Below are 12950 nucleotides of genomic sequence, written 5' to 3'. Positions count from 1 at the left end.
CTTCTTCCTGGACGACGGCACGCTCAGCACCCGCCGTCGGCAGTGGTGGCGGCCAGGACCGCGACCGGCATCTCGCGCGGCACCTGGAGCACCTCCCGCAGGGTGGGCTCGGGGGCCGTCGGCACGAGCGGGACGCGCTCGCCGGCGCGGGCCCGCTGCGAGAACCAGATGACCTTGCTGCCGGTGTCGGTGGCGCAGCAGCCCCAGCCGTCGCTCATCGCGGCGATCCGCTCCAGGCAGGCGCGCAGATCCAGGTCCGGGCGCAGCTCGCTGTCGTTCTCGGCGACGGCGGTGATGAGGTGCTGGCCGTTCCACCACAGCTCGATCGAGGTGTTCTTGTCCCTCGCGTGCTCGTCGATGGCCTTGAGCAGCAGTTCGGCACCACCGCAGACGGGCTCGACCAGGGTCTCGAGGTCCCAGAGCCGTAGATGGGCGGCCAGGATGCGCCTGACCTGCCCGACCCGTTCCGGGCTGACCTCCACGTCGAGGTGGTAGTAGCAGGGCACTGCGGTCTTCATCGTCACTCCTCACCGGCGAAGCTCCCGCTCCTCCCGGCCCCCGCGGGACCGGACCCCGAAACACGGAGCGTGAGTGCTGATCGCTTCAGAGTCACTCCAGAGTGGGAGTGCTACGCCATTCGTGCAACACGAGCGATCGGTGAGGTGGTTGAAGACCCAACAAGACGCTGAGTCGTTACCCGTGCACCATGAGTGAAGATCTCGCGAGTCCCGCATCTGCTCCAGCCCGGAAAGGTGTACGGCGCCATGCTGCTACCGGCCAAAGCCGAAGTCGCCCGGCAACTTCGGCGGTATCGCGCCTGGGAGCGCGTCATGCTGGCCTCCCCCGCCGACCGCACCGTCCGGGCCACCTTCGAGGACTCGGGTTACACGCTGTGCGTGCTGATGGGCAAGCGCTGCGCGCGTGAGGCGGCCGAGGCCGCCGAGCGCTATCTGCGCACCAGCGTGGGGGCCTACCTCCAGGAGCAGAGCGACCTGCCCTGCACGGGGGGCGTGGCCAGGCGTGGTCCGCCGAGATCCGCGGAACGTTCCCCCGCGGGGAGGTAGCCCCTTCCGGCGCAGCTTCGATCCCCGGCCGGGCGCAGTCAGCGCCCGGCCTCGAGCACGGCGGAGGCGAGAGCATGAGTTCCACCCCGGTCATCGGCCGCATCCCGGTTCGGGACGTCCGCCCTGCCGTCGAGTCCGGCAGGCGTCCGGCGAAAGCGGTCGTGGGAGAGACGTTCGAGGTCACCGCGACGGTGTTCCGCGAGGGCCATGACGCGGTCGCCGCGAACGTCGTCCTGACCGATCCGGAAGGGCGCCACGGCCCCTGGACCCCGATGCGGGAGTTGGCCCCCGGCAGCGATCGCTGGGGTGCGGAGGTCACTCCGGACGTCGAGGGCCGCTGGACGTACCGCGTCGAGGCCTGGAGCGACCCGATCGGCACGTGGCGCCGCGTCGCCCGCATAAAGGTTCCTGCCGGCCTCGACACGGGTCTGGTCCTGGAGGAGGGCGCCGAGCTCCACACCCGTGCGGCGGCGGGCGTCCCGGAGGGCCCGCAGCACGCGGTGCTGGTAGCGGCGGCGAAGACGCTCGCCGACGATTCGCTGCCGGTCGCCACCCGTCTGGCGGGGGCCCTTACGCCGGACGTGGACGCGGTGCTCGCCCGCCATCCGCTGCGGGAGTTGATCACGGCGTCGGAGACGCTGCCGCTGTTGGTGGAGCGGGAGCGGGCGCTGTTCGGGTCGTGGTACGAGTTCTTTCCCCGCTCGGAGGGCACCCCTGAGCGGCCGCACGGCACGTTCCGTACCGCGGCCCGCCGGCTGCCGGCGATCGCGGCGATGGGGTTCGACGTGGTCTACCTGCCGCCGATCCATCCGATCGGCAGCACCTTCCGCAAGGGCCGCAACAACACCCTGTCCGCCGGGCCCGACGATGTGGGCGTGCCGTGGGCGATCGGCTCGCCGGAGGGCGGCCATGACGCGGTCCACCCGGATCTGGGCACGCTCGAGGACTTCGACTGGTTCGTGCAGGAGGCCGGCAAGCAGGGTCTGGAGGTCGCGCTGGACTTCGCCCTGCAGTGCTCGCCGGATCATCCCTGGGTGCACAAGCACCCGGAGTGGTTCCACCACCGTCCGGACGGCACCATCGCGTACGCGGAGAACCCGCCGAAGAAGTACCAGGACATCTACCCGATCGCCTTCGACGCCGACCTGGAAGGCCTGATCGCGGAGACGCTGCGGGTGCTGCGGCACTGGATGGACCACGGGGTGCGGATCTTCCGGGTGGACAACCCGCACACCAAGCCGGTGGTGTTCTGGGAGCGGGTGATCGCGGACATCAACGCCACCGACCCGGACGTGATCTTCCTGGCCGAGGCGTTCACCCGCCCGGCGATGATGCACACCCTGGCCCAGATCGGTTTCCAGCAGTCCTACACCTACTTCACCTGGCGCACCACCAAGGAGGAGCTCACCGAGTACCTGAGCGAGCTCTCGGGTGAGGCGGCCTCCTACATGCGGCCGAACTTCTTCGCCAACACCCCCGACATCCTGCACGAGTTCCTCCAGCACGGCGGCCGGCCCGCGTTCGCCCTGCGCGCCATCCTGGCCGCGACCCTCTCACCCACCTGGGGCATCTACTCCGGCTACGAACTCGCCGAGAACACCCCCGTGCGCACGGGCAGCGAGGAGTACCTGAACTCGGAGAAGTACCAGCTCAAGGCCCGCGACTGGGACTCCCCCGACAGCCTCGCCCCCCTGATCACCCAGCTCAACACCATCAGACGCCGGCACCCCGCCCTCCAACGCCTGCGGAACATCCGCTTCCACCACACCGACAACCACGCGGTCATCGCCTACAGCAAGCGCACCGGTGACGACACGGTGCTGGTGGTCGTGAACCTCGATCCGCACCACACCCAGGAGGCCACGGTCTCGTTGGACATGCCGCAACTCGGCCTGGAAAGGCACGAGTCCCTGTCCGTGCACGACGAACTGACGGGTGAGACCTACCACTGGAGCAGCAACAACTATGTGCGTCTGGAGCCCGGTCGAGCACCCGCGCACGTGTTCCAGGTCCGGAGGTCGGTGCCGCAGATCGGAGGGTCCCCAGCGTGACCGTCAACGAGCCCGTCCACGACACCTTCGAGGACACCCCGGCGAAGGATCGGGATCCCGACTGGTTCAAGCGTGCGGTCTTCTACGAGGTCCTCGTCCGATCCTTCCAGGACAGCAACGGCGACGGCGTCGGCGACCTCAAGGGCCTGACCGCCAAACTCGACTACCTGCAGTGGCTGGGTGTCGACTGCCTGTGGCTGCCGCCGTTCTTCAAGTCACCGCTCAGGGACGGCGGCTACGACGTCTCCGACTACACCGCCGTCCTGCCGGAGTTCGGTGACCTCGCCGACTTCGTGGAGTTCGTCGACGCCGCCCACCACCGCGGCATGCGCGTGATCATCGACTTCGTCATGAACCACACCAGCGACCAGCACCCGTGGTTCCAGGAGTCCCGCGCCAACCCCGACGGCCCCTACGGCGACTACTACATGTGGGCCGACGACGACAAGCAGTATCAGGACGCCCGGATCATCTTCGTCGACACCGAGGCCTCCAACTGGAGTCACGACCCGGTCCGCGGCCAGTACTACTTTCACCGCTTCTTCTCCCACCAGCCAGACCTCAACTACGAGAACCCGGCCGTCCAGGAGGAGATCCTGGCCGCCCTCTGCTTCTGGCTCGACCTCGGCATCGACGGCTTCCGGCTCGACGCCGTCCCCTATCTGTACGCGGCGGAGGGCACCAACTGCGAGAACCTGCCCGCCACTCACCAGTTCCTGAAGCGGGTGCGCCGCGAGATCGACGCGATGTATCCGGACACGGTGCTGCTGGCCGAGGCGAACCAGTGGCCGGAGGACGTCGTCGACTACTTCGGCGACTATGAGGCCGGCGGCGACGAATGCCACATGGCGTTCCACTTCCCCGTCATGCCCCGCATCTTCATGGCGGTCCGCCGCGAATCCCGCTACCCCATCTCGGAAATCCTCGCCAAGACCCCGGCCATCCCGTCGAAATGCCAGTGGGGCATCTTCCTGCGCAACCACGACGAGCTCACCCTCGAAATGGTCACCGACGAGGAACGCGACTACATGTGGGCCGAATACGCGAAGGACCCGCGTATGCGCGCCAACATCGGCATCCGCCGCAGGCTCGCGCCCCTCCTCGACAACGACCGTGACACGATCGAGCTCTTCACCGCCCTGCTGCTGTCCCTGCCCGGCTCGCCGATCCTCTACTACGGCGACGAGATCGGCATGGGCGACAACATCTGGCTCGGCGACCGCGACGCCGTACGCACCCCCATGCAGTGGACCCCCGACCGCAACGCGGGCTTCTCCGCGGCCGATCCGGGCCGGCTCAACCTGCCGATCATCATGGACCCCGTCTACGGGCACCAGGTCACCAACGTCGAGGCGTCGATGGCCTCGCCGTCCTCCCTGCTGCACTGGACCCGCCGGATGATCGAGATCCGCAAGCAGAACCCCGCGTTCGGTCTCGGCAGCTTCACCGAACTGCAGTCCTCCAACCCCGCGGTGCTCGCCTTTCTGCGGGAGTACGAGGACGACCTCGTCCTGTGCGTGAACAACTTCTCCCGGTTCGCGCAGCCCACGGAGCTGGATCTGCGTGAGTTCGACGGCCGGCACCCGGTCGAGCTGTTCGGCGGGGTGCGGTTCCCGGCCATCGGTGAACTGCCGTATCTGCTCACCCTCGGCGGGCACGGCTTCTACTGGTTCCGGCTCTCCCGAGTCGCATCCCGCATCGGCCGACGCCTTTGAGCGTGCCGACGAAAGGACGCGTCACCATGCCGAAGACCGCATCGGTCAGCCCGAGGCCCGCGCTCGCGACCGATCTCATGACCTCGCTGGGCGAGCTGCTGCGCCAATGGCTGCCGCGGCAGCGCTGGTTCGCGGGCAAGGACCGCCCCGTGAGCGAGCTCGGTCTGCTGTCGATGACCGAGCTGTTCCCGGGCTGTCTGCATCTGCTGGTCCACACGGGTCACGGCGGGGTGCCCGGGCCCGGCGGCTCCTCGGCCGGTGACTGTTACCAGCTGCTGCTCGGCGTGCGCAAAAACCTCTCCCCGCGTCTCGGCCGTGCCCTCATCGGCCGTGCGGAGCGGGGTCCGCTGGCCGGTCTGACGATCTACGACGCCCTGCACGACCCGCGCTCGGCGCAGCTGCTGCTGGAGCGGCTGCGGCATCCCGGCACGGCCGGTCCCCTGCGCTTCGAGGGCGACCCTTCGGTGCCGGTGCCCGCCGGGCTCCCACCGCGGCTGCTGGAGACCGAGCAGTCGAACTCCTCACTGGTGTACGGCGACGAGTTCATCCTGAAGGTCTTCCGCCGCATCCAGCCCGGCGTCAATCCGGACCTGGAGGTGCCGGTCGCGCTGGCCGGGCAGGGCTGCCGTCGGGTGCCGGCGCCGGTGGCCTGGTTCCGGACCACGCATCCGCAGGGGGCGACGCTCGGCGTGCTGCAGCCGTATCTGCGCGACGCGTCCGACGGCTGGGCTCTGGCCCTGCAGGCGCTGGCCTCGGGTGACGACTTCACCGTGCAGGCCCACGAGCTGGGGCGGGCCATGGCCGAGGTGCACCTCGCGCTGGCCGCCGCCTTCCCCGGCAGCGGCCACGACGACAACGGTTCCACGGCAGCCGCGATGACCGAGCGCCTGAACTCCGCCGCGCACAGCGTGCCCGCGCTGCGGCCGTTCGTCCCCGGCCTGCAAAGCGCGTTCGGCGCGCTGGCCACGTGCGACTCCGGGCCGCCCGCACAGCGCGTCCACGGCGACCTGCACCTGGGGCAGGTGCTGCGGGCGGGCCGCGAGTGGTTCGTCATCGACTTCGAGGGCGAGCCGTCCCGCCCGCTCGTCGAGCGGTGCGCCGCCCAGTCCCCGGTGCGGGACATCGCGGGCATGCTGCGCTCCTTCGACTACGCGGCCCGGCAGCGCCGGCCCTGGCGGCCGGAGTGGGCGCGCCGCTGCCGTGAGGCCTTCTGCGGGGGCTATGCCGCCCTCGCCGGGTGGGATCCGCGCAAGAAGCACGGCCTGCTGCGCGCCTACGAGACCGACCGGGCCGTCTACGAGGTCCTGTACGAAGCACGACACCGGCCGGACTGGCTGCCCGTGCCAATGGCGGCGATCGAACGCCTCGCCGTGAGAGGAGACTGAGCCGTGGCCCTGCGCGACACCTCACTGCCCGAGCCGTCCGGAGTGGCGCGCTGTGCTCCGGCCCCGCCGCTCGACCCCGCGGACCGGGGCCGGCTGCTGGCGGGCGCCCACCACGACCCGCACGCGCTGCTCGGCGCCCACCCGGTCGCGGGCGGGATCGTCTTCCGGGCGCTGCGCCCGTTCGCCCGCGCGGTGTGCGTCGTGACCGACGGCGAGCGCATGCGGCTGGCCTCGGAGGGCGACGGCCTCTTCTCCGGTCTGCTGCCTCTCGATACGATCCCCGACTACACCCTGGTGGTGTCGTACGCCGACGGGGAGCAGGAGGTGCACGACCCGTACCGCTTCCTGCCCGCGCTCGGCGACACCGACCTCCACCTCATCCGCGAGGGCCGCCACGAGCAGCTGTGGAAGGCGCTCGGCGCCGAGCCGATGACCCACGAAGGGGTGACCGGCACCCGCTTCACGGTGTGGGCACCCAACGCCCAAGGGGTCAGGGTGGCCGGCGAGTTCACCTTCTGGGACGGGCAGGCGTTCCCGATGCGGTCCCTTGGCGCGTCCGGGGTGTGGGAGCTGTTCTTGCCCGGCATCGGAGAGGGCACCCGGTACAAGTTCGAGATCACCTCTCGCCACGGCGGCCGATTCCTCAAGGCCGACCCGATGGCCCGCCGCGCGGAGGTGCCGCCCGACACGGCGTCCATCGTGACCTCCTCGCGCTACGAGTGGGGCGACCACGACTGGATGGCCCACCGCGGGGACACGCCCGTGCACGTGGCGCCGTTCTCGGTCTACGAGGTCCATCTCCCGTCCTGGCGCCCAGGACTGACATACCGGCAACTGGCCGACGAGCTGCCGTCGTACGTCAGGGACCTGGGCTTCACTCATGTCGAGCTGATGCCGGTCGCGCAGCACCCCTTCAGCGGCTCCTGGGGCTACCAGGTCACCGGGTTCTACGCGCCGACCTCCCGGCTCGGCACCCCGGACGACTTCAAGTACTTGGTCGACGCCCTCCACCGGGCCGGCATCGGCGTGATCATGGACTGGGTGCCTGCCCATTTCCCCAAGGACGACTGGGCGTTGGCCCGGTTCGACGGGGACCCCCTGTACGAGCCGGGAGACGACCGTCGGGCCGAGCACCCGGACTGGGGGACGTACGAGTTCGACTTCGGGCGCGTGGAGGTGCGCAACTTCCTGGTCGCCAACGCCGTGTACTGGTGCGAGGAGTTCCACATCGACGGGCTGCGCGTGGACGCGGTCGCCTCGATGCTCTATCTCGACTACTCGCGCGACTCCGGCCAGTGGAGCCCCAATGTGTTCGGGGGGCGCGAGGATCTCGACGCGGTCGCCTTCCTCCAGGAGATGAACGCGACCGTGTACCGCCGGGCGCCGGGCGTCGTGACGATCGCCGAGGAGTCCACGGCCTGGGACGGCGTGACCCGCCCCACGGACAGCGGGGGTCTGGGTTTCGGCCTGAAGTGGAACATGGGCTGGATGCACGACTCCCTCGGCTACATCAGCCACGAGCCGGTGCACCGCAAGTACCACCACAACGAGATGACCTTCTCGATGGTGTACGCGTACAGCGAGAACTACGTCCTACCGATCTCCCACGACGAGGTCGTCCACGGCAAGCAGGCGCTGGTGTCCAAGATGCCGGGCGACTGGTGGCAGCAGCGCGCCAACCACCGTGCGTATCTCGGCTTCATGTGGGCCCACCCCGGCAAGCAGCTCCTGTTCATGGGCCAGGAGTTCGCCCAGGGCGCCGAATGGTCCGAGTCCCACGGTCCGGACTGGTGGCTGCTCGACCCGGCGTACGGGGCCGAGGCCGACCACCGGGGCGTCCGTGACCTCGTGCGCGATCTGAACACCGCCTACCGGGCGACCCCCGCGCTCTGGCAGCGCGACACCGACCCCGGCGGATTCCGTTGGGTGATCGGGGACGCGGCCGAGGACAACGTCTTCGCCTTCCTGAGGTTCGATGCGGCGGGCAGCCCGCTGCTCGCGGTCTCCAACCTCTCCCCCGTCGTGCGCGACGACTACCGCCTCACCGTTCCCGACGGACTCCCCCTGTGGCAGGAGTGCCTCAACACCGACGCCGCGCGGTACGGCGGCGGCGACATCGTCCGGCGTGACCCGGTCAAGGCGGAGGACGGGGCGCTGCGGCTCACCCTGCCGCCGCTCGCGACGGTGTGGCTGGTCCCGGTGCCCGGCTGAGTCCGCGGGCGACGCGGAGGTGTCCGACCGGTCCCGAAGGGGCAGTCGGGGTCGTACGAGAACGAGCATCCTCGTCGTCGCCGAGGGCCACAGAAGGGGCTGTATCACGTGCGCACCGTCGGAGTGGAGGAGGAACTCCTCCTGGTCGACCCGGAGACCGGCGAACCGCAGGCGCTGTCCGCCGCCGTGCTCGCGCGGGCCGCGCAGGACGGTCCGGACCAGGACGTCTTCGAGAAGGAGCTGCACAACCAGATGCTGGAGTTCGCCACCCACCCGCAGTCGGGCATGGACGAACTCCGCGCCGAGATCGTGCGCTGCCGCAAGGAGGCCGCCCGGCTCGCCGGCGACAGTGGCTGTGCCGTGGCCTCCCTGGCCACCTCGCCGCTGCCCGTCAGCCCCTCGGTCGGCATCGGCCGCCGCTACCAGTGGATGGCGGATCAGTACGGCATCGCCACCCGCGAGCAGCTCGTCATGGGCTGTCACGTCCATGTGTCCGTGGAATCCGACGAGGAGGCCGTCGCCGTCGTCGACCGGATGCAGCCCTGGCTGACCGTGCTGGCCGCGATGAGCGCCAACTCGCCCTTCTGGCAGGGCAAGGACACCGGCTACAGCAGCTACCGCAGCCGGGTGTGGCAGCGCTGGCCCTCGGCCGGTCCGACCGAGCCCTTCCGCTCGGCGGAGCGCTATCACCGGCGGGTCGCGGACATGGTGGCGACCGGCGTCATCCTGGACGAGGGAATGATCTACTTCGACGCCCGGCTGTCCCGGAACTACCCGACGGTGGAGATCCGGGTCTCGGACGTGTGTCTGCACGCGGACACGGCCGTTCTCCTGGCGACCCTCGCCCGCGGGCTGGTGGAGACGGCCGCGCGTGAGTGGCGGGCGGACCGGGAGCCGGTGACGCACAGCGTGAGCCTGCTGCGGCTGGCCGCCTGGCGGGCCGCGCGCTCCGGGCTGTCCGAGGAGCTGCTCCACCCGGCGACCATGCACCGGATGCCCGCAAAGACGGTGGTGCGGGCGCTGCTGGAGCACGTCGAGGACGCGCTCGCCGACAGCGGCGACCTGGACCGGGCCCGCGAGTCCTGTGCCGAACTGCTGCGGCACGGCAACGGTGCCCGGGTGCAGCGCGAGCTGCTGGAGCGTACCGGGAGCCTGCGGGACGTGGTCACCGAGTGCGTGCGGCTGACCCAGGCGTAGTCGTCACAGGGCCAGGACGATCGCGTACACCAGGAAGAAGGCGGCGACGAGCACGACCAGGAGCAGGATCAGTGCCAGCGGCCCCTTGGCCCAGCCCTTGGTCGGGTTGTGCGTCTCCCGGGGGCCCGCCTCCGGCAGGCTGCTCTCGGCGGGCGGGGTCTCGCCCGGGGGTACGCCGCCGCCCGGTTCCAGTCCGGTGGTGCGTTCGGGTTCGGGATCGGGGTTCGTGTAACTCATGCGGTCCGAGTGCCCCGATCTCAACCAGATCACGGGTGACCGCTTACTTCCGTATTCCAGGTACCGCCCGCTCACACCTGGGCTAGATTCGAGCACCGCCGATGACCGAGCTCGTCGGCTCAGTCACAGCCCGTACACGTCAGGAGCAGCGCATGCGCGACTTCGCCCTCGCTCCCCGGACCATCTCGCGCTCCAGCGGTGGTCTGGCCGACAGCGTTTTCGAGAGGGCGGAACTCGACCCCACCCTGCCGGTGCTCGCCCGCCGTCCCGAGGGTTCCTCGGGAGGCTGGCAGGAGGTCACGGCCGTGGAGCTGCGGGACGAGGTGGTGGACCTCGCGAAGGGGCTGGTCGCGTCCGGGATCTCGCCCGGTCACCGGGTGGCGATCATGGCGCGCACCCGCTACGAGTGGACGGTTCTCAGCTACGCGCTGTGGACGGTCGGCGCCGAGGTCGTGCCGATCTATCCGACGTCGTCGCGCGAACAGGTCGAGTGGATCCTGCGGGACACCGGCTGTGTGGCTGTGGTGGTGGAGGACGAGCAGGCGGTGATGACCGTCGGCTCGGTGTGCGCCTCGCTGCCCAGGCTGCGCCATGTCTGGCAGCTGGACGCGGACGCGCTGGAAGCGCTGGCGGAGCGGGGCCGCATGATCCCGCTCGCCACGGTCGAGTCGCTGCGCCGCATCGTGCTGCCGGACTCCACGGCGGTCATCGCCTACACCTCCGGCACCACGGGCCGTCCGCTGGGCTGCGCACTCAGCCACCGCGGCCTCGCGAGCCCCGTCGACACGCTGATCGAGGGCTGGCGCCAGATCACGGCACCGGCGGGACAGCAGCCGTCCGTGCTCGCCTTCCTGCCCTTCTCCCATGTGTACGGCCTCATGATCCAGGGCGTGTGCATCCGCGGCGGTCTGCTCATGGCCCACGAGCCCGACCTGAGCGAGGAGGCGCTGGCGGCCGCCCTGAACTCCTTCCGCCCCACCTACTTCTACGCCGTCCCCTCGGTCTTCGAGAAGATCTACAAGAACTTCCTGCGCGCCGCCCAGCAGGCGGGCCGCGGCGCCCTGTTCGAGCGGGCCGCCGACACGGCACGGGACTTCGCCCTGGCCTGCGAGCGGCAGCGGCTGGGCGAGGGCCCCGGTCCCGGTTTCGACCTGCGGCTCCAGCACGCCCTGTACGAACGGACGGTGTACCGAAGACTGCGGGCAGCGCTGGGCGGCCGGGCCCGGCGTGCCACCTCCGGCGGTTCCACCCTCAACCGTGAACTCTCCCTGTTCTACGAGGGCATCGGTGTCTACGTCCACGACGGATACGGGCTCACGGAGACGTGCGGCGGAATCACCATGCAGCCGCTGGGCCGGGAGAAGTCCGGGACCGTGGGCCGGCCCCTGCCGGGCGTGGACCTGCGGGTGGCGGACGACGGGGAGATCCTGGTGCGCGGGCAGTCGGTCTTCCAGGGGTATGTCAACGACGAGACCGCGACACGGGCCGCGCTGTACGGCGGCTGGCTGGCCACCGGGGACCTCGGGCGGCTGGACGCCGACGGCTATCTGACGATCACCGGCCGCAAGAAGGACATCATCGTCACCACCAGCGGCAAGAGCGTGGCGCCGGCCGCCCTCGAACACCGGCTGAGGATGCACCCGCTCATCCACCAGGCCGTGGTGGTGGGCGACAACCGGCCCTGCGTGGGCGCCCTGCTCACCCTGGACCCGGTGTTCCTGGCCCACTGGCGAGGGGTCCTGGTGGCCCAGCAGGACCCCTCGGCGCGGGAGGAGAACGCGCTGCGGGAGGAGATCGCGCGGGCCGTGGCCGCCGCCAACAGCACGGTCTCGCGCTCGGAGTCGATCCGGGTGTTCCGAGTGCTGTCGGAACCCTTCGACCTGGCCAACGGCCTGTTGACGCCGTCGATGAAGCTGCGCCGGGACGAGATCGTGCGCCGGTACGCGTTGGAGATCGACGCGATGTACCAGGCCCGCTCGCCCGGTGCCCGGCGCACACCGGCGGAGGACTTGCTGAGCTGGGACGACTCGGACAACGTGTTCCGGTGATGCGCCGGAGCCGACATGCTCAAGGACGATTGGGGCGCGTCCCCTCGGGAACACAGCACAATGGCGATGCCAGTGAAAGGACAAAGCCTTGCCGACTCCACGGGGGTGAACTCCGGCATGGCGACCGAGCCGCGTTGGGACGAGACACTGACTTCCGAGGCGATTCCGAGCCGTACGACCCGTTTCGCGGGAGAACCGCAGTGCGTGACGGGCGCGCGGCTTGCCGCTGAGGAATTCCTCGGCGACCTGGCCGACAGGGTGCCGCCCGCGAGCGCCGAGCACTGGGACGACATCCTGTTGATCGTCACCGAACTCGCCGCCAACGCGGTCCAGTACGCTCCCGGCCCCTTCGCCCTCCGGCTGCGCCGGACCTTCGACGGCGTGCACGTGACCCTGCGCGACACGAACCCAACGCCGCCCGCGCCCCGCTCCTTCGATCCGCGCAGCGGCGGCGGGGGCGTCGGCTGGCACCTCGTGCACGCGCTGTGCGACCAGGTCAGCGTGGTCACGGACGACCGCGGCAAGGACGTGCACGCTTTCCTGCCGTGGTGACTTCCCCCGGCCCCGGTCAGGCCGTGGCCGCGAGCCGCAGGTAGTAGGCGCCGACCGCCGCAAGGTACTCGCGGTCCCTGGTCTCGCTGTCCGTCCCGAAGCGCGGGGCCGCCTTCACCTCCGCCCCGGTGCAGGTCAGCGTGACCCGGCGGCCCCGGGTGTCGACGCCGGTGACGACGCCCACCGGTACCAGGACGCTCCTGCCGAAGATCCAGACGCCGGTGTCGACGACGAGGTGTCCCATGCCGTGCGGGGCGGCCTGCCGGTCCACGTGGCCGATCGTGCCGTCGCTCGCGACGACGGTGAAGCCCGTCAGGTCCTGTCCCTCGACGTATCCGCTGTCCGGCGCGTACGACCAGATTCTGTCGGTGGTCACGCTGCTCCTTCCCTCCCTGGCACTGCACGGCCCCGGCTCTCCGCTGCGAGCGGGCCCACAGCACCCAATACCCCTCTGCCGCACACACATTCGGCGACCGGCACCCTCACAAGC

Annotated in this window: 11 protein-coding genes; 8 read left to right on the top strand and 3 right to left on the bottom strand. The window is 70.2% G+C overall.

The window, feature by feature from the left end:
• Window positions 1–23 precede the first annotated feature (23 nt).
• Window positions 24–518 carry a pep a2 gene (locus RNB18_RS18315; protein ID WP_306986170.1) on the bottom strand — a complete coding sequence of 165 codons (495 nt, stop codon included), beginning with the start codon at window positions 516–518 and terminating at the stop codon, window positions 24–26.
• 246 nt (window positions 519–764) lie between these two features.
• On the opposite strand from RNB18_RS18315, the gene RNB18_RS18310 reads away from it, so the two are divergent.
• The 6 genes from RNB18_RS18310 (at window position 765) to RNB18_RS18285 (ending at window position 9623) form a co-directional block, all read left to right on the top strand.
• Window positions 765–1064, top strand: a complete 300-nt coding sequence (locus tag RNB18_RS18310) for a DUF5133 domain-containing protein (protein WP_311715230.1) — start codon at window positions 765–767, stop codon at window positions 1062–1064.
• Between the two features lie 74 nt (window positions 1065–1138).
• Complete coding sequence (locus RNB18_RS18305; RefSeq protein ID WP_311715136.1) at window positions 1139–3115, top strand: alpha-1,4-glucan--maltose-1-phosphate maltosyltransferase; 1977 nt, start codon at window positions 1139–1141, stop codon at window positions 3113–3115.
• Window positions 3112–4830 carry a maltose alpha-D-glucosyltransferase gene (treS, locus tag RNB18_RS18300; RefSeq protein WP_311715135.1) on the top strand — a complete coding sequence of 573 codons (1719 nt, stop codon included), beginning with the start codon at window positions 3112–3114 and terminating at the stop codon, window positions 4828–4830. Before RNB18_RS18305 ends, treS begins: the two co-directional genes overlap by 4 nt.
• A gap of 26 nt (window positions 4831–4856) precedes the next feature.
• Window positions 4857–6215 carry a maltokinase N-terminal cap-like domain-containing protein gene (locus RNB18_RS18295; protein ID WP_311715134.1) on the top strand — a complete coding sequence of 453 codons (1359 nt, stop codon included), beginning with the start codon at window positions 4857–4859 and terminating at the stop codon, window positions 6213–6215.
• Window positions 6216–6218: 3 nt separating this feature from the next.
• Complete coding sequence (gene glgB, locus RNB18_RS18290; protein WP_311715133.1) at window positions 6219–8426, top strand: 1,4-alpha-glucan branching enzyme; 2208 nt, start codon at window positions 6219–6221, stop codon at window positions 8424–8426.
• Window positions 8427–8534: 108 nt separating this feature from the next.
• Window positions 8535–9623, top strand: coding sequence for a glutamate--cysteine ligase 2 (locus RNB18_RS18285; RefSeq protein WP_311715132.1), 1089 nt, complete (start codon window positions 8535–8537; stop codon window positions 9621–9623).
• Window positions 9624–9626: 3 nt separating this feature from the next.
• Here RNB18_RS18285 and RNB18_RS18280 read toward each other — a convergent pair whose 3' ends face one another.
• Window positions 9627–9860, bottom strand: a complete 234-nt coding sequence (locus RNB18_RS18280) for a DUF6480 family protein (RefSeq protein ID WP_057611365.1) — start codon at window positions 9858–9860, stop codon at window positions 9627–9629.
• A gap of 152 nt (window positions 9861–10012) precedes the next feature.
• Here RNB18_RS18280 and RNB18_RS18275 point away from each other — a divergent pair, with 152 nt between their 5' ends.
• Complete coding sequence (locus tag RNB18_RS18275; protein WP_311715131.1) at window positions 10013–11908, top strand: AMP-dependent synthetase/ligase; 1896 nt, start codon at window positions 10013–10015, stop codon at window positions 11906–11908.
• A gap of 117 nt (window positions 11909–12025) precedes the next feature.
• Window positions 12026–12460 (top strand): ATP-binding protein, encoded by a 435-nt coding sequence (locus RNB18_RS18270; protein ID WP_311715130.1) that lies wholly within the window; start codon window positions 12026–12028, stop codon window positions 12458–12460.
• 16 nt (window positions 12461–12476) lie between these two features.
• Here RNB18_RS18270 and RNB18_RS18265 read toward each other — a convergent pair whose 3' ends face one another.
• Window positions 12477–12836, bottom strand: a complete 360-nt coding sequence (locus RNB18_RS18265) for a PRC-barrel domain containing protein (RefSeq protein WP_311715129.1) — start codon at window positions 12834–12836, stop codon at window positions 12477–12479.
• Window positions 12837–12950 lie beyond the last annotated feature (114 nt).

Origin of the sequence: Streptomyces doebereineriae, assembly GCF_031845645.1 — a bacterium.
GTDB lineage: Bacteria > Actinomycetota > Actinomycetes > Streptomycetales > Streptomycetaceae > Streptomyces > Streptomyces canus.
Note: the sequence above shows the minus strand (reverse complement) of the source record. Positions and strands in the feature narration are given on the sequence as shown.

Excerpts from the sequence above, each read along its gene's own strand:
- RNB18_RS18310 (WP_311715230.1), top strand. The coding sequence starts at position 765 with ATGCTGCTACCGGCCAAAGCCGAAGTCGCCCGGCAACTTCGGCGGTAT.
- RNB18_RS18275 (WP_311715131.1), top strand. The coding sequence starts at position 10,013 with ATGCGCGACTTCGCCCTCGCTCCCCGGACCATCTCGCGCTCCAGCGGT.
- RNB18_RS18315 (WP_306986170.1), bottom strand. The coding sequence starts at position 518 with ATGAAGACCGCAGTGCCCTGCTACTACCACCTCGACGTGGAGGTCAGC.
- RNB18_RS18295 (WP_311715134.1), top strand. The coding sequence starts at position 4,857 with ATGCCGAAGACCGCATCGGTCAGCCCGAGGCCCGCGCTCGCGACCGAT.
- RNB18_RS18305 (WP_311715136.1), top strand. The coding sequence starts at position 1,139 with ATGAGTTCCACCCCGGTCATCGGCCGCATCCCGGTTCGGGACGTCCGC.
- RNB18_RS18280 (WP_057611365.1), bottom strand. The coding sequence starts at position 9,860 with ATGAGTTACACGAACCCCGATCCCGAACCCGAACGCACCACCGGACTG.
- RNB18_RS18270 (WP_311715130.1), top strand. The coding sequence starts at position 12,026 with ATGGCGACCGAGCCGCGTTGGGACGAGACACTGACTTCCGAGGCGATT.